Annotated in this window: 12 protein-coding genes; 9 read left to right on the forward strand and 3 right to left on the reverse strand. The window is 36.1% G+C overall.

What is annotated here, in order from left to right; genetic code table 11:
- Window positions 1-8: 8 nt before the first annotated feature.
- Genes Q7C23_RS14500 through Q7C23_RS14510 form a run of 3 tightly spaced genes read right to left on the reverse strand, consistent with a single transcriptional unit; the run spans window position 9 to window position 2,899 of the window.
- The gene (locus Q7C23_RS14500) at window positions 9-1,061 is read right to left on the reverse strand and encodes a type III polyketide synthase (RefSeq protein WP_375033207.1); all 1,053 of its coding nucleotides are present in this window, start codon (window positions 1,059-1,061) and stop codon (window positions 9-11) included.
- Window positions 1,058-1,771, reverse strand: coding sequence for a methyltransferase domain-containing protein (locus Q7C23_RS14505; RefSeq protein ID WP_375033208.1), 714 nt, complete (start codon window positions 1,769-1,771; stop codon window positions 1,058-1,060). The genes Q7C23_RS14500 and Q7C23_RS14505 overlap by 4 nt, the downstream gene beginning before the upstream one ends.
- On the reverse strand, window positions 1,772-2,899 hold the full coding sequence (locus Q7C23_RS14510; protein ID WP_375033209.1) for an NAD(P)/FAD-dependent oxidoreductase: 1,128 nt from the start codon (window positions 2,897-2,899) through the stop codon (window positions 1,772-1,774). It lies immediately after the preceding gene.
- Window positions 2,900-3,528: 629 nt separating this feature from the next.
- On the opposite strand from Q7C23_RS14510, the gene Q7C23_RS14515 reads away from it, so the two are divergent.
- The 9 genes from Q7C23_RS14515 to Q7C23_RS14555 all read left to right on the forward strand — a co-directional run bounded on the left by Q7C23_RS14515 (window position 3,529) and on the right by Q7C23_RS14555 (window position 23,498).
- Complete coding sequence (locus Q7C23_RS14515) at window positions 3,529-5,529, forward strand: glycoside hydrolase family 97 protein (RefSeq protein ID WP_375033210.1); 2,001 nt, start codon at window positions 3,529-3,531, stop codon at window positions 5,527-5,529.
- Window positions 5,530-5,626: 97 nt separating this feature from the next.
- A complete protein-coding gene (locus Q7C23_RS14520; RefSeq protein WP_375033211.1) occupies window positions 5,627-7,171 on the forward strand; it encodes an alpha-N-arabinofuranosidase in 1,545 nt (514 codons plus the stop codon).
- A 365-nt stretch (window positions 7,172-7,536) separates the two neighbouring features.
- Window positions 7,537-11,559 carry a two-component regulator propeller domain-containing protein gene (locus Q7C23_RS14525; protein ID WP_375033212.1) on the forward strand — a complete coding sequence of 1,341 codons (4,023 nt, stop codon included), beginning with the start codon at window positions 7,537-7,539 and terminating at the stop codon, window positions 11,557-11,559.
- Window positions 11,560-11,992: 433 nt separating this feature from the next.
- Entirely contained in the window at window positions 11,993-13,579 is a 1,587-nt protein-coding gene (locus Q7C23_RS14530; protein ID WP_375033213.1) for a glycoside hydrolase 43 family protein, read from the forward strand.
- Between the two features lie 178 nt (window positions 13,580-13,757).
- Complete coding sequence (locus Q7C23_RS14535; protein ID WP_375033214.1) at window positions 13,758-15,128, forward strand: glycoside hydrolase family 43 protein; 1,371 nt, start codon at window positions 13,758-13,760, stop codon at window positions 15,126-15,128.
- Between the two features lie 745 nt (window positions 15,129-15,873).
- On the forward strand, window positions 15,874-19,062 hold the full coding sequence (locus Q7C23_RS14540) for a SusC/RagA family TonB-linked outer membrane protein (RefSeq protein ID WP_375033215.1): 3,189 nt from the start codon (window positions 15,874-15,876) through the stop codon (window positions 19,060-19,062).
- A 24-nt stretch (window positions 19,063-19,086) separates the two neighbouring features.
- Window positions 19,087-20,667 carry a RagB/SusD family nutrient uptake outer membrane protein gene (locus Q7C23_RS14545; protein WP_375033217.1) on the forward strand — a complete coding sequence of 527 codons (1,581 nt, stop codon included), beginning with the start codon at window positions 19,087-19,089 and terminating at the stop codon, window positions 20,665-20,667.
- A gap of 19 nt (window positions 20,668-20,686) precedes the next feature.
- Window positions 20,687-21,913, forward strand: a complete 1,227-nt coding sequence (locus Q7C23_RS14550) for a glycan-binding surface protein (protein ID WP_375033218.1) — start codon at window positions 20,687-20,689, stop codon at window positions 21,911-21,913.
- A 118-nt stretch (window positions 21,914-22,031) separates the two neighbouring features.
- On the forward strand, window positions 22,032-23,498 hold the full coding sequence (locus Q7C23_RS14555) for a cellulase family glycosylhydrolase (protein WP_375033219.1): 1,467 nt from the start codon (window positions 22,032-22,034) through the stop codon (window positions 23,496-23,498).
- Window positions 23,499-23,520: the final 22 nt, after the last annotated feature.

Raw genomic sequence — 23,520 nt, forward strand, 5'->3', positions numbered from 1 at the left:
TTCTACTATTACCATTGCAGTAAAATTCTTTGTGCCGAAAACCCCGGGCCAAAACTAAGCATCAATCCTTTTTCTCCCGATTTTGGGTTTCCGTTCATAATTCTTTCTAAAACATACAAAACCGTAGCGCTCGACATATTACCGTATTGTTTAAGAACTTCCTTAGTGTCGTCAATATTTTTTCCTAATCCGGCAAAAAGTGATTCTACTGTTATAACTATTTTTTTTCCACCGGGATGAAAAATCATATGATCTATGTCGTTAATCTCTAAATTGTTTTTTTGTAAAAAAGGATGAATGATATCTTCAAAATGGGATGCAATAGTATCCGGAACATCAATATCCAATACCATTTGTAAACCGCTATTGGTGAGTTTAAATCCCATCATATGTTCCGCATCATAAAAATGATACATTTGTTCGTCCAGTATTTCGGGGCCATTATCTTCTTCATACGATGATAAAAGACAACAGGCGGCGCCATCACCAAAAATTGCTGCGCTTACAATATTTGGCATCGAAAAATCATTCAGCTGAAATGTTGCCGTTGGGGATTCAATTGCTATTACTGCAGCACGTTTTCCGGGATTAGCCTTAAGAAAGTTTTTGGCATATATAATACCCGATATACCGGCAGCACAACCCATTTCGGTCACAGGAAGGCGCACGATGTCTTGTCTTAATTTCATTTTATTGATAAGATAAGCATCTAGTGACGGTATCATAATCCCTGTACAACTTACAGTTATAATATAATCCAGCGTTTTCGGATCCCAGTTTGCTTTGGTTAGTGCTTTCTCTAATACTTGCTCACCCAGAATGATTACTTCCCGACTATAAATATCGTTTTTCTCTTCAAATGAAGTTGCGGTAAAGACTTCTGCAGGATCCATTATCGAATACCGTTTGTCTACTGCAGCTCCTTCAAAAATCTTTTTGACTTTTTTTATAAAACGATCATCTTGTTCATGAAGCCAGCCATCCAGCATTGGAAGTATATCAGCCGTTGTACGCGAATATTTTGGTAGTTGCTTGGCAACAGTTATAATTTTTACACTCATGTTTTAGCGATTATCCACTGATAACGAAAAGCCCATTTCCAGTTTATGGTATAGTTTTTAAAATTCACTTTATTTGAAAAACTTTCTAATTCGTTTTTCTTAAAACCTCTTAAAATAGATACAAGTCCATCCTCGCGTGACATTTTATTTAGATTAAAAGCAATACCAATCATTTTAAAAAGACGATAGGCTAATTTGCTTCGATGCAAATCGTTAACAATAATACCAACTTCGGCATTGTTATTAAAGATAGTAATTATATTTAATATTTGTTCATTCGTAAAATGGTGTAGGGTAAGAGTGCATAAAACAATATCATATTTAAGAGTGGTAAACGCGTCACTAAAAATATCCACACATTCATATTCGATATTTGGATAATTGGCGGAGAGCATTTTAGCATAATTTATCGTAAAGGCATTTGCATCTATACCTATAAGTTTAAAATTAAGATTGTTTCTTTGGCCGTATTTCGCCAACATGCGCAACATATCTCCATTGCCACAACCTATATCTGCAATTACTATTGTTTTATCAGTATTTGATTTCTTTAATAATGTTTTTATGCCATGAAGTGTGAGTTTGTTACCGCCTAATAATTGATTAATACGGGCTATTTTGTCTAATGCATTTTTGAGCTCTTTCCCTTCAAGAGAAAAATCATCCATTATTTCGGTTTCTTGTGTTCTGAATTTAGTGCTTATTCCCATTTAATTGATTGCTATAGGTTTGCCGTGAGTCTGTTTAATTATTGCGGGCATTATTGCAGGAAATGATGCTACAATTGCAAAGAGTGCATTAGTAATGGTTTTATTGGTTAAGATTTTTGCCAGGATTCTACCCATATATAATCTTTTACTAAAATGTTTATTCCATTGATTCGTATAAGTTCTTTCTAATAATTCGCGTGAGATTAGTTTGCCTGAATAATAATCGATTATTAATTCTGCTGCGATTTTTGCACTATGAATTGCCATCGCCATTCCGTTACCACAAAGAGGATGAATAAGTCCAGCTGTATCACCAATCATTAACAAATGGTTTTCTACAGGTTGTTTTTTATCAAAAGATATCTGGCTTATGGTGATTGGTTTGTCAAAAAGAAGCGTACTATTTTCAAAAACAGATTTTAAATGTTTGTTTTTATAGAGAATATTCTGCTGATAATCTTCTATGTTTTTATATTGTTTAAAGGTGGCATAATCGGCCAGATAACAAATGTTTATAATATTATTTTCTACTTTAGAAACACCACAATAACCTCCTTTAAAGTTATGTAAAGCAACGAGATCATTATCTATATCACCCGAATAATGCGCCTTTACAGCCAGCCAGGGTGATTTTTTATGGATAAAATCGCGAGCTAAAACCTGATCGATGTTAGACCGTTTGCCAAAAGCGCCCAATACTATTTTAGCCGATAAAATTTGGTTTGAAGTGGCAATTGTAAAGACATCATTGCTAAAAGAAACATCAGTAACATTTTCCTTAATAATGGTGCAATTGTTTGCTAATGCTTTTTGGTATAAAAAATTATCAAGAGCATATCGGCTAATGCCAAAGCCTCCCAATGGAAGTTTTGCAACTGCAGCTTTTCCGTTGCTTGCTGTAAACTCGAACTTAGAGATAGGAGTGGGATTTAGTTCTGAAACATCTGCGCCAAGCCATTGCAAATAGGGCAGAATCTCGTTAGAAATATATTCTCCACAGACTTTATGCTTGGGATAGTCTGATTTCTCGATTAGGATTATTTTTAATCCTTTTTGAGATAGATGTATTGCCGCTGCCAATCCGGCAAGTCCACCACCAATAATTACTACATCCGGATTTGTTTCCATTTCAGGAAGTTAGCTATAAAATTTTGGATATACAAATAAAAACGTGTCTTAGATTTCCCTTTACATATCCATTATTTAATCTGATAAACTAGGGTTATATTCAATGGCTTAAGATTGTATCAATTGATGATCAACTTAAAACTGATTGGTGACTATTATTGAAAAAAAACGGGCTGCTAAATTTTGGTTTTTGTGACAAAAAAGGTTTTCATTCCAATTTTCGAGAACTCTGTTCCTATATGATTTCATTTTTTACAAAATTAAAAAATTAAAAAAAATGGTTTTATAAGACTATGACTTCTGCAATTGCAACAAATGAGATAGTTTTTTGATACAAATGAATACCATGAAGTAATGAAGTTTTTATGGAGGTTTGTACATACAATTAATTGGATGATTAAAAACAAAAAAGTGTTTTTAAATAGGTCTACGCTTCTCTGTAAACTAAGATTTTTGCAGCACTATTCACTTTGGTTCCAAAATAAAATAGGTGTCAAAGAATTTGAAATCCCCCAATTTTACATTGAACATACAACTTTAAATTGAATGGTTAAATTTAAGTTTAGTTTGCTTTAAGCCAGGGAGCGTAAGACTTCCCTGGTTTAATTTATTTTTTTAATAACAAAACAATGATACAAAAAACAATAATTACCATTTTGGCTTTTTCTGCAATTTCTGCCTATAGCCAAAATAAAAACACTTACGAATTGGCATCGCCAAACGGGCAGAATAAAATAAAATTCGAGCTGGTAAAAAACGCTCCAAAATATGCTGTTTCACACGGAAAAACAGAAGTGATTACACCATCAGACATGGGTTTTTTACTAAAAGGAAATGAAAATTTAAGTTCTGACTTCGAAATCAAAAATGTAAAAAACACTTCGTTCGATGAAACCTGGGAACAGGTTTGGGGAGAAAAGAAAAACATCAGAAACCATTACAATCAGCTTTCAGTTGAATTACAGCAAAAAAGCGGAAACAAACGCAAATTAGAAATTCAGTTTCGTGCTTTTGATGATGGAATCGCTTTTAGATATGTGTATCCAAAACAAAATGTAAAAGACAGTATTTTCATTATGGATGAAAAAACGACTTTTAATTTGAAAGAAGATGGAAAGGCATGGTGGATTCCGGCCAACAGGGAAAACCGTGACGAATATCTTTTTAAAGATGCTCCGGTAAGTACGTTGGATACAGTTTTGACACCGCTTACCATTGAAAGTAAAAGCGGACTGGCCTTGAGTTTTCATGAAGCAAACCTAACTGATTTTGCCAGCATGACTTTGGTCAATACAACCGGAACACAATTGAAATCCGATTTAGTGCCTTGGGCAGATGGTGTAAAAGTGCGTGTAAAAGATACATTTACCTCTTCGTGGAGAACGCTTCAGATTGGAGAGAATCCAGGAGACTTAATTACTTCTTATTTGATTCTAAACCTGAATGATCCAAACAAATTAAAAAACACAAGTTATTTCAAACCTTATAAATACTTTGGAATCTGGTGGGGAATGCACATCGGAAAATATACTTTTTGGGAAAGTGACAAACAAGGAGCAACAACCAAACACGCCGAAGAATATATTGATTTTACAGCCAAAGAAGGATTTCACCATTTATTGATTGAAGGCTGGAACAAAGGCTGGACACCGGCCTGGTATGAAAACCACATGCACATGTTCAGTTTTACTAAAAGCGCAGACAATTTCGACATAGAAAAAGTGGTGGAATACGGAAAGAAAAAAGACGTAGCACTTATTGGTTATCACGAAACGGGTTCAAATCTTATTAATTATCTAAAACAGGTTGATGAAGGTTTTGCCTTGTACAAAAAACTCGGAATGCATTCGGTTAAAATTGGTCACGTTGGTTCTAAATTGAACATGAAAGAAAATCATTTCGGGCAATTTGGAGTAAATTATTTCAGATATATTTTAGAAAAAGCAGCGCAATATGATTTAGCTGTTTTATACCACGAATCGATAAAAGATACCGGAGAAAGAAGAACTTTTCCGAACATGGTTTCGAGAGAAGCGGCACGTGGACAAGAGTATAACGCGTGGAGCGAAGGAAATCCGCCAAACCACTTAACAATTATTCCGTTTACAAGATTGCTTTCAGGGCCAATGGATTTTACACCTGGAATTTTTGATGTAGAAGTAAAACAGGGTTTCCCTGGAAAAAGAGTACACGGAACTGCAGCCCAGCAATTGGCGTTATACGTAACGATTTATGCTCCAATCCAGATGATGGCAGATTTGCCTGAAAACTATGAAGGAAAACCAGCTTTGCAATTCTTAAAAGATGTTCCGACAGACTGGGAAGACACAAAAGTATTGGAAGGAAAAATTGGGGAATACATCACTACAGCGCGTAAAGACAGAAACAGTGCCGATTGGTATTTAGGAACGATCACAAATGAAAAAGCAAGGGATGTAAATGTTGCGTTATCATTCTTAGATGCAACTGCAACGTACGAAGCTCAGATTTATGCTGACGCAGAAGGAACGGATGAAACACACAATCCGGCTGCAATTACCATTTCTAAGAAAACCGTAAAAGCTTCAGATGTATTGAAATTGCATTTAGGCGGCGCTGGCGGAACAGCCATTCGTTTCAAGAAACTATAAAGTTAAAAATGCATAATCATGCTGCACGATTTAAAATAGCAGCATGTTCAGAACAAAACTGGAATTATAATTCTACATACTAACAAACAACCAAAAAATGAAAAAACTCTTTTTACTAACCTGTATTGTTTTAATTTTTCAAAATGTTAATTCGCAAACTAAGGTTGCGGAGATCACAATCGAGAAAACAGACAATAAAACCATCATTAATAAACATATTTACGGTCATTTTGCAGAACATCTGGGGCGATGTATTTATGGAGGTATGTATGTTGGAGAAGACAGCAATATTGCCAATACAAAAGGAGTTCGTAATGATATCATTAAGGCATTAAAAGAATTAAAAGTGCCAAATCTTCGCTGGCCAGGCGGATGTTTTGCCGATACTTATCACTGGAAAGACGGAATTGGACCCAAAAAAGACCGACCAAGTATTGTGAATCGTTGGTGGGGAGGAGCTGTTGAAGACAATAGTTTTGGTACACATGATTTTTTGGATATGTGTGAAGTTCTTGGTGCAGAGCCTTATTTGGCCGGAAACGTCGGGAGCGGTTCTCCTCGTGAATTAGAAGAGTGGGTACAGTATGTCAATTATGAATCAGGAACTCCGATGTCAGACTTAAGAAAGAAAAATAATAGGGAAAAACCCTGGAAAGTTACTTTTTGGGGAGTAGGAAATGAAATGTGGGGATGCGGTGGAAATATGACAGCCGAATATTATTCTAATCTATACAGGCAGTATGCTACTTTTATGCCGGATGCAAATGGTGCTGCCAAGCCATTTCGAATAGCATCGGGTGCCAATGGAGAAGATTATCACTGGACAGAAGTTTTAATGCGCGATATTCCAAAAGGATTAGTAGAAGCGGTGGCCTTGCACTGGTATTCGGTTATAAATTGGGAAAAGAAAGGACCATCGATTAACTTTGATGAAAATCAGTATTTTGAAACCATGCATTCGGCGCTTAAAATGGAAGAATTAGTTCAAAAACATGCTGCGGTAATGGACAAATATGATCCGGAAAAGAAAATTGCTTTGATCGTAGACGAGTGGGGAGGATGGTTTGATAGCGACGGAGGGAACGAAGGCGGCGTTTTGTATCAGCAAAATACAATGAGAGATGCTATGATTGCAGGTGTAACATTAAACACATTCAATAATCATGCAGATAGAGTAAGAGGAGCAAATTTGGCTCAGATTGTAAATGTTTTACAGGCCGTTATCCTGACTAATAAAGAGAAAATGTTACTTACTCCAACCTATCATGTAATGAAAATGTATAACGTGCACCAGGATGCTCAGCTTATTGCTTTAAAAATAGAGTCACCAAAATACATTTTTGATAAAAAAGAATTACCGGCTGTTTCTGTTTCAGCCTCAAAAGATAAAGCCAATTTAACTCATATTTCAATTGTGAATATTGATTTGAAAAATGAAAATAAAATCAGAATAGATTTAAAAGAACTGGGAATCAATGATATTAAAGGATACGTATTGTCTTCATCAAAGATTCAGGACTACAATACTTTTGAAGATCCAAATAAGATAGCCCCGGTTGTTTTTAATAAATTTTCAATAAAAGCAGGTAAATTGGATGTGACAATACCACCTTTTTCTGTAGTGGTTCTGGAAGGAAAATAATCAGCAATCAATTACAAGGACCACAATTGACTCTGGGTAAAGTTGAGACAAATTGATCAAAACTTTTGTTATATTTGAATGTTAGCGGCTAGTCAAAAGAAATCTAAACCAATTGAAATCGGGAAGTTTCCTTTTATAAAAATTATAAAAAAGAGATACGCATCTTTTGAATTTTATTAAATAAATCTTGTTAACACTCCTGATAAGAGAAATAAAATTTTATCAGGAGTTTTATTGGTTTAATAAATGCAGACTAATTTCACTAATTTAATTTGTGTTAATTTATGAAATTTGTGGCTATATTTTTTAGCTCAATAATTTTAATTTCTTAATCAAAACTGAATTTTCTCTTTGACTATTTTAATATGAAAAAAAACATACGACAAATCTGCGTACCAATACTGATCTTATTTTGGATTGTTTCTTTCCAGAATATTATGGGGCAGCAGTCCTATGTTTTTCATCATTTAGAAACAACACAAGGTCTTTCCAATAATAATGTGAAAGCATTTCTAAGAGATAGTTACGGTTTTCTTTGGATCGGAACAGAGTCTGGCTTAAACCGATATGACGGATATGAATTTAAGGTTTATAAAATGCATTCCGGTGTGTCTAATGCATTGTCTTCAAATAATATACTTGAATTACAGGAAGATGGCCTGGGTAATATCTGGATTGACTTTGGATACTCTTATATGGTTTATAAAAGGGATAAAGATTCTTTTTCAGACCCAAAATTATTTTTGCTTAATCTGGGAATAGAGACAGATTTTAATCCTAAAGTTTTTGTCGATAAAAATCGTAATCTATGGGTGATCAACAAAAAGAAAATTTTTTTTCACGATTTCAGAAAAAAGAAAACGGCTGTATTCCAATTAAAAACAACTTTAGAAGGGGAACTTTCTATCGCAGATAGTGGTGAATTTCTCTACGCAATTCGATATGATTCAGGGGTTTGTTTTAAGGTAAACAAAAAATCAGGGGTTGTGACATTTATAGAATTACCGGACAATATTAAACAAAATGCTATTAGCGCTCTCAATATAATTTATACAGACAGCAATAAAGGTTTGTGGATTTGTTCGGATAAAAGCGAACAGGTCTTTTACAAAAAGAATGCAGCTGAACCCTGGAAGAGATTTGAATTAGCTTCGGGATTAAGAACTCAGGCCAATCATATCACCAGTATTATCGAAAACCAACCGGGACAGATCTGGGTAGGAACAGACCACAAAGGATTGTTTATTTATGACAAGGGAAAAGATCGGTTTGAAAATCTCGTATCTGATCCATGGGTCGAGACAGGCCTGTCATCAAATACTGTAAAGTGTCTTTACAAAGACAACAACGAGACTATTTGGGTTGGATATACTAAAAAGGGATTATCCTATTGTCATGAAAGTTTTCGGAATTTTATCAATTTCAGACATCCCCAATGTTCCGATATCATGTCTATAATGGAAGATCATCAGGGGAATATATGGTTAGGAACAGATGGGAACGGGTTGTATTTAAAAGATAAAAAATCTGAAGCAGTCAGAAAACTCCCGGTTGCGGACATTGCCATAATATCAATTTTGGAAGACAGGAAGAATCGTGTTTGGATTGGTACCTATCAAAAAGGACTTTTTTGTTACGAAAATGGCAAAATGACCCAGTATACGACAAAGAACAGCAAATTAACCTACAATAGTATTTGGAATTTAAAAGAAGACCGCTACGGAAATATATGGATAGGACCACTGGGTGGAAAAATCCAGGTATTACCACAGGACTCAGATAATTTTAATTCTGTGACTACTCCATTTGATGATATTGTCTATGCGCTGGATATGTTTTATGATGGTGGTGACAAAATGTATTTTGGAACTGTAAGTGGATTATTAGTAATTGATATTACCAATTACAAAAAGATTTCATATCATGGCAATAAGAGAGGAAATCAGGCTTTTCCTCAGGATCAAATTTCAAATGTCTATAAAGATAAACGCGGTTTGTTATGGTTAGGCAATAACGATGGACTGACTATCTGGAATCAAAAAAAGGATACCCTTTATTTTTTTAACAAAGAGAGTGGTTTGTGCGATAACTTAATTAAAGGCATAACAGAAGATAATTTCAATAATATTTGGGTACCAACAAGCAACGGACTTTCAATACTTACCGTGAGGCCAACCTCAAATGGCGATTTTACTTTTTCAAGTAAAAATTACTCCGTCAAAGATGGTCTGGCCAATAATTATTTTAATGACCGCGCTTTTTGCAAATTACAAAATAGTGATATTGTCCTTGGTAATGTAGAAGGATATACAGTTTTGAACCCGAATAAAATGTATGAAAAAGACCCGTCTACATTCAAAGTTATATTTACTGAATTGACAGTGGGCAACAACACTATTCAGGTCGACTCCTATTATGATGGCCGCAGGCTGCTCGAGCATTCCATGCAATTAACTTCGGAATTAAATTTCAGGCATGATGATAAACTTATTTCCTTACAGTTTACAACAGGAAATTTGTTGAATGCAGATAAAGTGAAATATGTTTATCAGATAGAAGGTTTTACAACACAATGGCTGCCAACTCAAAAAAATAAAATAGTAATATCTTCACTTCCAACGGGTAATTACAAACTTTTAATAAAAGCACGTAATGCTGATGGTGTATGGAACAATATCCCTACAGAATTATCTATTAATGTTATGCCTCCGTTCTATTTTTCAATTTGGGCTTTTATTATTTATGCCATTTTGATTATTGGTGCACTAATATTTTTTGTTCGTAAAACAAAAGAAAAACATCTGATAAAACTCGTGCAGCATCGTTTACAGATGGATCATGAGAAGGAAATGCATATTAATGAAATCAAGCTACGATTTTTTACCAACATCAGCCATGATTTGCGTACTCCACTTACCCTTATAATAACTCCTTTGCAGATTTTATTGAATGATGCAACAAGCGAAAGTATGAGAAAAAAATTAAGTGTTATGTATAAAAATGCACAACAGCTTATGACATTAATAAACTCACTGCTTGATTTTCATAAACTGGATGTTGGAGTAGAACGACTAAATTTAAAATCGGGCGATTTTGTTTCTTTTATCAATGAAATTTACCTTTTATTTTGTGTTTATGCAGAAGAACGTAATATTAGTTTGCTGTTAAAGAGTGATATTGAGCATTTAGAAATGCCCTTTGATCGCGATAAGATTCAGAAAATATTTTCAAATTTACTTTCAAATGCATTCAAATATACTTTAGACGGAGGTACTATAAAGATTCATATAAAAAAGGCCGGAGATAATGTTTGTGTTAGTGTTTCAGATACAGGCCGTGGTATTAGTAATATAGAGAAAGAACATATTTTTGAACGCTTTTATCAGGCTCAGCAGGAACAGGAGAAAACAGGAACCGGTATAGGATTACATATTGTAGCTGAATATATCAGTCTTCATGGAGGAACAGTAAGCGTTACAGATAATGTTCCTCAGGGTAGTGTTTTTACCTTCCAGATTCCAATCAGAATGGAAGATTTAGATACGGAGGAAGAAAATTTACCGGATAATACTTTAGAAGAATTTACTACGGAACAGGAGGAAGAAAACGATGAAGCCACAAATAAAAAGATATTGTTATTTGTAGACGACAATAATGATTTTTGTGAATTTATTAAAGATAATCTCGAGGATGCCTATACTGTAATAACGGCCAATAATGGAGAAGAAGCACTGCAATTGCTGCAAAAGTTTAATGTGACCATTATCGTTAGCGATGTAATGATGCCTGTTATGAATGGAATAGAACTTTGTAAAAAGATCAAAACAAATATCCAATGGTCTCATATTCCGGTTATTCTATTGACGGCGCGTACTGCTGAAGAACATATAGTAGAAGGTCTGGAACTTGGTGCGGATGATTATATCACTAAACCTTTTAATTTTAATTTGCTAAAACTGCGAATCCAGAAATTTGTAGAATGGACAGAAAAAAGCCATGCCTCGTTTAGCCAAAAGATAGATGTTTCTCCTTCAGAAATTACCATTACTTCATTAGATGAAGCACTAATCGCAAAAGCTATTAAGGTTGTAGAAGAACATATAAGTGATATTGAATTTTCTGTTGAAACTCTAAGTACGGCTTTAGGCCTAAGCCGCGGTCATTTATACAAAAAATTAGTTGCCATTACCGGTAAAGGTCCAATCGAATTTATTCGCACCATACGATTGAAACGCGGACGCCAGCTTCTGGAAAAAAGTCAAATGCAAATTGCTGAAATAGCGTATGAAGTAGGATTTAATTCCCCGAAAAGATTCGCTAAGTACTTCAAGGAAGAATTTGGTTTTCTGCCTTCGGAATACCTGCGTATTTATAAACAGCAGCAATAATAGCTGTTGGAGAAGAATTATTAGGTGATATCAACCAAAATTTAATAAAGAATAAGTCCTAATTGCAAGTATAATTTTAAAGAGTAGTAAGCTTAGGTTTATTACTCTTTTTTTTGATGCTGCTTATTTTTTTAATCTGATCAATGCATTCAGCTTCAAATCTTAATTGAGATAAATCCATACAATTTCAGATTGATTCATAAGCATATTTGATAGTACAGGTTTTTCATTTAATACAATTGGCATACTCTTTTGATACAAAATGAAACGTTGTCCGGCATGGTTTTCTCATTACTTTGTTTGCTTAAGAAATCATTTATTAACGATCAACCCATTTTTAAACCATGAGAAAAAAACTACTCGTTTTCGGTTATTTCTGTTGAAGTTATCAGCAAAATCAAGTAAGTTCGATTCTCCATTATTCTTTTATCCAATGAAAAAAAAAATTAAGCTCATTTTATGCTTCCTTGTTTTGCTTGTTCCGGCCGTTATTCTGGCACAAGCCAAAAATCCAATCATTTTTGCCGATGTGCCTGATATGTCTATGATCAGAGTGGGAAAAAATTATTATATGAGCAGTACCACAATGCATATGAATCCGGGTGTGCCCATTATGAAATCGACTGATCTTGTCAACTGGAAAATCATCAACTATGCCTATGATACTTTGGCAGATCTGCCAGCACTAAATTTAACAGAAGGAAAAAATATCTATAGCAGAGGTTCATGGGCAAGTAGTTTGCGTTACCACAACGGTATGTATTATGTAACCACTTTTGCACATGACATACCAGGTGAAACCTATATTTTTAAAACAAAGGATATAGAAAAAGGAAACTGGGAAAGAGTTTCTTTTAAGCCATCCCTCCACGACCATTCCTTATTTTTTGATGATGATGGCAAGGTATATTTAATTTATGACGCAGACAGACTTAAAATTGTTGAATTAAATGAGGATCTGACAGGAATTAAACAAGGAGTTGCGGAACGAGTACTCATCGAAAATGCCAGTGCACCTACAGGAAAGGAAGTAGGTCTTGCAGCTGAAGGATCCCAATTATTTAAAGTAAAAGGAAAATACTATCTATTTAATATTTGCGCGCCACGCGGTGATATGCGAACTGTAATTATACACAGGGCAGATAATATCAACGGTCCCTGGGAAGGAAAAGTAGGTTTACAGGATCGGGGAATTGCTCAGGGAGGATTGATAGACACTCCCGATGGACGTTGGTTCTCTTATCTTTTCCGCGATTATGCTGCTGTTGGCCGCGTTCCTTATCTGGTTCCGGTTAAGTGGGAAGATGGTTGGCCTGTGTTAGGAGAAAACGGAAAAGTCCCGGAAATAGTAGACTTGCCAGCCAGTAAAGGTTTGATTCCGGGTTTGGTAGCTTCTGATGAATTCAACCGAAAAAAAGGACAGGCGGCACTGCCTTTAGTGTGGCAATGGAACCATAATCCGGATAATGCGCTGTGGTCTGTAACAGAAAGAAAAGGATTCCTGCGTCTCAAAACAGGAAGAACCGACACTGATTTTCTGCAGGTCAGAAACACGCTTACGCAACGTACTATTGGCCCAATCAGCTCAGGTTCTGTTGCTTTGGATGTTTCCAAAATGAAAGAGGGAGATTTTGCAGGATTATCAGCTTTCCAAAAAGAGTATGGATCAGTGGGCGTTAAAATTGACGCAGGTCAAAAATTTATAGTAATGATCACTACGGATAACGGTCAGCCAGTAGAAGTAAAGCGAATTCCATTGGATCAGGACCAAATTTACTTCAGAATAGATTGCGATTTTACGGGTATGAACGATGCAGCAGTTAGCCTTTACGCTCTTAATGGGAAAGATCAGGCTAGTTTCTTTTACAGTCTTGATGGAAAAGTTTGGAAACCGATAGGCCAACCTTTGAAGATGAAATATACCATTCCACATTTTATGGGTTATCGCTTTGCCTTGTTTAATTATGCCACAAAAGAAACAGGCGGTTATGCAGATTTTGACTGGTTCAGGATTAAATAGTAAAATAACCCATGGGAGAAACATAGATTTTTTTCAGTTTTTTGCCACAGATTCCCAGATTATAATGATTAATCTTTTAAATCCTTTTATCTGTGGCATAATAAAAAGACAAGTATAAAAGTAGAACTAGCAATAACTATCCAGTCAAATGGAGAATTTTATTAACTAAATAACTAAAATGAAATATACCTATAAACTTATAGCAACACTAATAACGCTCTTAAATTGTTCCATTGGTTCTGCACAGAATCCTATTGTGCAGACCAATTATACGGCAGATCCGGCACCAATGGTGCACAACGGCACGGTATATCTGTATACAAGCCATGATGAAGACGATGCCAATGCCGATGGCAAAGGTTTTAAAATGCTCAACTGGTCGCTTTATACCTCAACCGACATGGTCAATTGGACAGACCATGGAATAGTGGCTTCGCTAAAAGATTTTAGCTGGGGAAAGCAGGACAATGGTGCCTGGGCAGTGCAGTGCATTGAACGAAACGGTAAATTTTATTTATACTGTCCCCTGCATGGCGGAAACATAGGAGTGTTGGTTTCAGATAGTCCTTATGGTCCCTTTAAAGACCCTATTAACAAGAAACTTATCGATCATCATCCGTGGAACGATATCGATCCTACACCCTTTATTGATAAAGATGGTCAGGCGTATTTGTACTGGGGAAATCCCGGCCTGTATTACGTAAAACTGAATAAGGACATGATTTCCACTTCAGGTGAAGTACAACAAATACCCAATACTTTCGAATCTTTTGGTAAACGTGAAGGAACAAAAAATGAGGAAAGACCTACCACTTATGAGGAAGGACCATGGCTCTACAAACGCAATAGTCTGTATTATCTATTTTTTGCCGCAGGGCCAATTCCGGAGCATATTGGGTATTCAACCAGTAAAAGTATCACAGGACCATGGAAGTATCAGGGTATTGTCATGCCTACACAAGGAGGTTCTTTTACCAATCATCCCGGCGTAATTGATTTTAAGGGAAAAAGCTATCTTTTCTATCACAACGCAGCATTACCAGGCGGCAGCGGTTTTACCCGTTCCGTTTGTATAGAAGAAGTCAGGTTTAATAAGGACGGTTCGATTGTGCAGATGAATATGACAGCTGGAATTAAAAAGAGTTTAAGTCCGTTAAATCCTTATGAAAAAACGGAAGCCGAAACTATTGCCTGGTCGGAAGGAGTGAAGTCAATGACTGATAACGGGACTGGCAATTTTGTTATGGCAAAATACAATGACGCTTTTATAAAAGTAAAAGAGGTGGATTTCCGCAAAGGAGCTTCGAAATTCAGTTCAAGAATTGGAACAGCGCACAAAGGAAATGTTTCAATGGAAATACGACTGGACACTAAAGACGGAGCGTTAATTGGAACTGTAAATGTGCCAATGACGACTGCTAATGAAAAATGGACATTACAAACCATTGAGGTTAAAAAAGTGTCAGGAGTTCACGATTTGTATTTTATTTTTAAAGGAAACGCCAAGACTGATATACTGTACTTTGATTATTGGAAATTCTTAAAATAATTTTAAAAAAAAAGAAAGCTATTCAATCTTAAAAGATCCTGACTTAGATTTTTTTTAAGATTGAGTAGCAATATAGATAAATGGATACTCATCTATTTTATTTTGATTAAAGACCAAAGCTTTACAAATAAAACATCTCTTAAATTATTATAACAAGTAATTCAGAATTTTTCTGCTTCATTTGGGCTTTGTGCATTATTATCTTCCATAAATCAATTCCGTTTTAAAAAGTTTAAAAAAAAAACACAGCTGTCTTATCACCAAACCCATCCTAATTCCCTCGTTGGCTTACCGAATCAAACAACATTAACTATCACTACGGCTAAAACCAATCTGGTCACTAACAAGAGTATCATATTTTTGATATAATCTACAGTTGTTTTCTTCAAAAATCTAGTGAAGTTGTTTCCAAAAGAGAATATTCAAGTGTAAACTAAATGTTAAAAACATACTCCCTTTACCCGTTTGGATAAATCTTTCTGCTTATTGAAATGATAATTTATTATGATATTAAATAGGAAAACATGATAAATAAAGTCAATTTTTTATTACAAGTGTAAAAATTGCAACAATTGATACCATCCTTTGATACAAAACGAGCCCTCGTGTGGCTTTCCATTATTGTTAATTTGTTCCCAATAGATCCAAAATGTACGAAATGAAATAGTAGTTCCATTATTTCAGGCTGATACCTTTTTTATTTAAAAAAATAACCACTTGACTAACTAACTTAAACCAATTAATTATGAATGAAAAACATGTTATTCATCGCTTTGTAAAAGCAAAGAAACTCTTTAAAAAATATGCCTTGCTGGTTCTGCTTTGTTCTTTTAGTCTGACATCAGCTCAGAATTCTAATGTAAAAATTACAGGAACGGTAACAGATGAATCAGAGGGTAAACCCATTTTTGGTGTCAATGTAAATTCCAAAGGAGCTAAAACCGGCGTATCTACCGATTTGGATGGTTCGTTTTCTATTGATGCTAAAATTGGAGAAACACTTGTTATCAGTTATCTGGGTTATGTAAGCCGCGAAGTAAAAGTGACAGGCAGCCAATTAAAGATAAGCCTTAAAGAAGACCGAAAAGCACTTGATGAGGTGGTAGTAATTGGATATGGCAAGGCAAAAAGGAAAGATCTAACCGGAGCAATATCGTCCATATCGGGAGAAGATCTTATGAGAACCCGTCCCACAACAATTGACCAGGCTTTGCAGGGTAAAGTGGCAGGGGTTGTAGTGCAGCAGACTTCAGGTCAACCAGGAGGAGGAGTTAATATACAAATACGAGGTTTGTCTTCTTTTGGCGGCAGCTCTCCTTTATATGTAATTGATGGCGTTATAATTGGCCAAAGTTATGGTGGAGCCAATGGTACAAACCCCTTATCTACAATCAATCCTTCGGATATACAATCAATTGACGTTTTAAAAGACGCATCAGCAACCGCAATTTATGGCTCGCAGGCAACCAACGGTGTAATTGTTATTACAACCAAGAGAGGTAAAGAGGGAGCTCCAAAAATTACTTATGAATTTTCAACCGGATATCAAGAGCTGATTAAGCAATATCCTACTATGAATTTAAGAGAATATGCTAAGTTTATTAATGACAGGGCAGCTGTTTGGGGTTTTGATGAAAGACCAGAATTTGCGAATCCAAAGTATTTAGGCGAGGGTACAAACTGGCAGGATGAATTATTCAGAAAGGCTCCTGTAGTGAGTCATATGCTTACTTTAAGCGGTGGTAATGATAAAACGCAGTATTTATTGTCAGGATCTTTATTTAATCAGGAAGGTATAGCACTGGGATCTGAGTTTACAAGGGCTTCGTTACGATTAAATTTAGACAATAAAACTACTGACTGGTTAAAAATAGGGACTAGTTTACAGTTAACCCATATTGATGAGAATGTAAATTCAACAGGTTCAAATGTTATTGCAGAGGCATTAAGTCAGACACCAGACATCCCTGTAAAAAATCCTGATGGTAGTTATGCCGGAGAAGAAAGCAGTGAAGGATGGATTAATAAACGTGTAAATCCATATGCTCTTGCACTTACTAATGTCAATACACCCAAAAGAAATCAGATGTTTGGTAATTTTTATGCAGATATCGCATTTACAAAGGATTTATCCTTTAGAAATGAAGTCTCGGGGAATTTTTCATTCAGGACAGAGGACCGATTCAGCCCTACTTACAAGTTTGGACTAGCGGAAAGATTAGTAAATGATGCCTTTTATTCTTATAGTCAGGAGTATTTTACCACTTTTAGAAGTTTCCTGACTTATGCTAAAGTGTTTAAAAGCAAATATAACGTTAACATACTGGGAGGACATGAGGCACAGTTGTTCCAGTTTGAAAATGTTGCTGCAGCAAGAAAAAATTTCATTTCAAACAGTGTTACCAATATAGGCAGCGGCGATCCCGCAACAGCAACCAATGATGGGACTCGCGGAGAAAATGCACAGGAATCTTTTTTTGGGCGTGTTAATTTTATTTATGACGATAAATATTTGTTTACCGTAAATGCACGTGCAGATGGTTCTTCAAAATTTGCGCCTGAAAATCGCTGGGTAACCACTTATTCAGGAGCCTTTGCCTGGAAATTAAACAATGAGAAATTTTTAAAAGGCTCAAAAACGGTTAATGAATTAAAGTTTAGGATAGGTTATGGTTCGACTAATAATCAAAATGTTAGGGATAATGCTTATATCACTACCTTAAGGACTACTTCAACTGGTTTGGCGGGTAATGCACAAATTATTAATAATTTAGGAAATCGTGAAGTTTCATGGGAAAAAACAGAATATAGTAATGCCGGAATCGATGCATCACTTTTCGGCTGGAGGCTTAATCTATCAGTTGATATTTATAATCGTCTGACAGACGGATTGTTACTTCAGCTTCCTTTACCATTATATTCCGGAACAATTGGCGGGTCCGGAATAATTAATCCTCCATTTGTAAATGTTGGGGTCGTTAGAAACAGAGGGATAGACCTTCATCTGAGTTCCAGAAATATAATCGGAAACGGAGATAAATTTAACTGGACAACTGATTTCACATTATCACATAATCAAAACAAGGTATTAAAATTAAATACAGACGGCGCATCACTGCTTGGAAAATATGCTGGTAACGAAGTAGTTGCTGAAACTCGAGTTGGTGGGTCTATTGGTGACTTTTATGGTTATATGATAGATGGTGTATTTGCAACTGCGAAGGACTTTGAAACACATGCTTTGCCTACAGATACAAATGGGGCAGTTTTGCCAATTACACCAAACCCTGGAGGGGTATGGTATGGAGACATGAAATTTAAAGACTTAAATGGTGATGGTGTCATTACAGAAAAAGACAGAACCTATTTAGGTTCTCCTATTCCGGTTTGTCAATTAGGGCTTGGTAATACTTTTACCTATAAAGGTTTTGATCTGAATATTTTCTTTAGTGCCAACATGGGTAATGAAGTAGTAAACGGATTGAGGATTAACGGAGAAAATCCTTCGACACAATATGGCTTCCTAAAGTCATTAAATGATCATGCTAATCTGGCTTTAATTAATCCAGATGGTTCGGCTTCAGATCCCAAAAATGTATATGTTACCAATCCAAATACTACGATTGTCGGGCTTAAAAATAACGATAGTAACAGAAGTCATCGTTTCTCTGATAAGTACGTTGAAAACGGATCTTTTCTTAGATGCAAAAACATGACTTTGGGGTATACAATGCCAAGTGAGTGGATGCGAAAAATACACATAAGTTCTCTACGTATGTATGTTAATGTCAGTAATCCTTTTGTTATTACAAATTATAAGGGAATGGATCCTGAAGTGGGTTCATGGAATCCGTTAGAAGCAGGAATTGATTATGGCTTTTATCCACAAGCCCGAACATTTACTTTGGGAATAAATGTGGGATTAACTAAATAAAAATAACTAATAGAACAGAGAGATATGAAGTCAATATATAAAATAACTGTTTCAACCCTTTTGGGTTTAATAGTTTTGACTGGTTGTCAGGATGATTTTCTGGATCGCCCTGCTCAGTCAGAGATAAGCACTGAGAATTTTTATCAGACAAAACAAGAAATCAGATTAGCTACGGCAGCACTTTATAGCAGAGTATGGGCACAATGGAATAATTTGGCATACATTCCATTAGGAGATATATTAAGCGGAAACCTTGTTATACCGTGGCAAGGTGCAGATCTGGTGCAGCTTAATACTTTTACGCTTTCAGGATCTAACCAACGTTTAACAGACGGCTGGACAGGATTATATATTATAGTGGCACACTGTAATGGCACAATTAAGGCTATCAATGAAAATACGCCGGAAACAGTTGCTGTTGCTGATAAAAATGCCGGAGTAGCTGAAGCAAGATTTATACGTGCTATGGCTTACTACCATCTTGTAATGTTGTGGGGAGAAGTGCCTATTATTGAAGATAATACGAAGTTGATAAAATCACCTTTGATAAATAAAAATAAAACAGCAGATGTATACCGATTTATTACTGAAGATTTAACTTTTGCTGTAGAGAATCTTCCTGCAACTGATAGTAAAGGCAGGGTTACGAGCTGGTCAGCAAAAGGAATGTTAAGTAAAGTGTATCTAACTATGTCCGGATTAGGACAGCTGGGAGGTAATCGTAATCAGGATTATTTAAACAAGGCAAAACTCTATGCACAGGATGTAATTGAAAACAGCGGTTTAACTTTGCTTCCAACGTACCCTGATCTTTTTAGAACACAATTCAATGACAATCCTGAATCATTATTTGCACTTCAATGGTCTGTTACTACTGGATGGATGGAAGGGAATCAATTATTGACCTACTCGCCGAGTAAAGATATTAATCCTCAGAAAGATGGGGCATGGGGAGCTCCGTCACCGAGTTATGATCTGTATTTAGCTTATCCCAAGCAGGATTCTATAAGACGTAAAGCGACTTTTATGCTGACCGGGGACCACTATCCCGAACTAAACGCTGCAGGTGGTGGCTACACTGCCGAGGGCCCAGGTATGAAAAAACATATTATTGGTAATGAGGCAGATAACAATTCTCCTGCAATGACGTTTTTGGGGTCCATACAGCATAATTCATTATTAAGACTGGCAGATATTTATTTAATATATGCTGAGGCTATCCTTGGTAATAATGGTACTACAAGTGACGTCAATGCATTATTGTATTTTAATAAGGTAAGAACAAGAGCAGGTGTCGATCCGGTAACCGTACTTAATACAGATGTTATCCTGAATGAAAGAAGACTTGAATTTGCCTGTGAAGGACAGTATTGGTTTGATCTGGTAAGACTTTCTTACTATAATCCGCAAAAAGCAGTTGGTCTTCTTAGTAATCAGCAAAGAGTAAGATTTGAATATAATGGTGATACTGAGGTAGCTACGCCTACTGATCCTATTGGTCCCATTTCTCCAGCTACCTTTGCTACTTTTACTTTACAGCTGCCTGCAGTAGAGGTGATTGCTAATCCTAAATTGAACGAACCATCAGTGCCTTATTATGAATAGTGATAAAAAATATACAGATATGAAAAAAATAGTAAGTAATCGTGTTAATCGTTTGTTTTTTTTAAGCATGCTGCTGATCATTACAATGTTAACATCTTGTAATAATGATGAAGACTCAAATGGTGCCCCTGTTATTACAGAGGTAAGGAATTATGCTGCCGCTCCCAATGATACTCTTGTAAATAAATTAGTGCCTGGTCAGTGGGTCGTTTTAAAGGGCTCAAATTTAAAAAATTTAGTAAAGATCGCTTTCAATGGCGTATCAGTTGCATTTGATGGAGGACTGTTTTCAGATGAGTATGCTGTTGTACAGCTGCCCTATGTAATTCCATTTCCTCTGGTTCCTGAAAATCAATTAAATACTATTGAGGTGGCTACTGCGGGTGGTTCTACAATTTTCAATATTGATATCGTTGCCGGACCACCTTTGCTTGCTGCTATTTCAAATGAAAACCCGGTTGAAGGTGAAATTGTTACTGTATTTGGAACCAATTTATTCCTTATTAGCGAACTCAGTTTTGGAGGGGTGGCAATAACTGATTATGTAACAAAAGAGGATGGAACTGCAATTAGCTTTCCAGTATCTACTATTACAAGCGGTCCCTTAAAAATAGTTACAGCATCAGGTGAAATTCTAACAACATTTAAGGTTAATGATCTTACGACAGGCATGCTTTGTAATTTTGATACTATTGGCAATATAGCATGGGGTACCTCGACTAGTAATAATGATCCGGCTTTCCCGGGTAACCATGGATGGTATCCTATTTTAGACACTCCTGTTCTTACTGCGGGTAACGGAGCCTGGTGGGAAGGCGGTCGAAGCATTAACATCGAAAATGGATCAGAGTGGGTTTCAGCAGCTGATTTAAATTTAGATATAGATCAATTTGCACTAAAGTTTGAACTTAATGTTCCCGGAGACTGGAATGGCATATCAATGTTTATTGTTAGAGATTTCAATTGGGATTATTTAGCCCGTTTTGAGCCATGGAAACTTACAGGAACTAAAACAGCCAACTTCACTACAAAAGGAAAATGGGTAACAGTAACAATCCCATTGACTGAATTCCGTACAAAAAAGGATGGTATAGACGGTACGGGTAATTCGGCAACAAGCCTTTCAGAATTATTTGGTTCAAAAAAGAAGACTATAAATTTCTTTGCGGTCAATACTTCTGACAAAGAAAGTACAACCGGTCTTCGTGCAGGGGTTGATAATATCAGGATTGTAAAAATCAAATAACGACAACCTATTAATTCTATAATAAATTACTAGTAAAAGAAGGACCTGCAGCTATTTCATTAAAGTTAAACTCTTCTGCAGGTCTTAATAAAAATTTATTAATTCTAAAACGTAAAAAATGAACTTTAAACATTTTTATAAAATTGTACTGCTACTGATCATTACTGTATTTTCAGTTTCTTGCTCAAAAGATGGGGACGAAGCTCCACAATTAACGGTTTCAGCAAAAACAGTTTCTTTTGAACCAGCAGGTGGTACATCAGAAGATATCACCATTGAAGCCAACAGTGCATGGAGTGTTAACAATTCGGCAGCATCATGGCTGCAATTAACCACAACAAGTGGTAGTAGTGGCGTTACAGCAACAAAATTTACAGTTTTAAGTAATGAAACCGGATTTACCCGCTCTGTAGTACTAACCATTGAAGCGGAAAATGGTCAGGCCCGAAGAATTACGATTACACAAAGAGGTAATTTATATCCAACCTATAATTTATCGCCTAAAGCTCCCGATGCAACCGATATGACCAGTACAGCTATGCAATTGTCTGCAAAAATGCATTTGGGAATAAATTTTGGCAATACTATGGAAGCACCAACCGAAGCGGAGTGGGTAAATAGTAAAATTACCAAAGAGTATGTGAAATTTATAAAAGAATCAGGTTTCAATTCTGTAAGGATTCCATGTGGCTGGGTTTGGACCCATTTAAGCGATCCGGCAAAAGCAAAAATTGACCCTGCCTGGCTTAACCGCGTGAAAGAAGTAGTGGGATGGTGTGTGGAAAATGATATGTATGTGGTACTAAATGCTCATGCGGATAATGGCTGGCTTGATAATAACATCACTAAGGCAAAGCAAGAGTCCATTAATGCAATGCAAAAGGCGATTTGGGAACAGATTGCTACAACCATGCGTGATTTTAATGAGCACCTTATATTCGCCGGTGCAAATGAACCTCCGGCTGAAAATGCCGAGCAGATGGCCATACTTAATGGTTACTACGAAACATTCATCAAGGCAGTTCGTGCTACCGGAGGCAGAAACAGTTACAGGGTGCTGGTTGTGCAGGGTCCCAGAACTGATGCTGCTCTAACTTTTGATCTGATGAATACGATGCCAACAGACAACATTCCTAACAAATTGATGGTTGAGGTACATAACTATACACCTGCTTTATTTACGATAGTAACAGATGCAGATGTAAGCTGGGGTAAGATGATTTATTACTGGGGAGCCGGGAATCATTCCACTATTGAGCCGGAACGCAACGCCACCTTTGGTGAAGAGGATGTGATTGATTCCGAATTCCAAAAGATGAAACAAAAATTTGTTGATAAAGGTATCCCTGTAATACTGGGCGAGTATGCAACCTGGAGAAGAACTCCCGACCTGAACAAGCCTGTTCCTAAGGATATGGCTATGCACAACAAGTCTGTGGATCATTGGTCTTATTATGTGACGAAACAGGCTAAAGCGAATGGTATCGTGCCATTTTGGTGGGAGATAGGTTTTATGTTAGACAGAGCTAACAATAAGGTAAAAGACCAGGCTATGTTGGATGCCATTATTGCAGGAGGTAAGTAAGACATTATAACTAAATAAAATA

Source organism: Flavobacterium sp. LAR06 (assembly GCF_041946075.1).
Lineage (GTDB): Bacteria > Bacteroidota > Bacteroidia > Flavobacteriales > Flavobacteriaceae > Flavobacterium.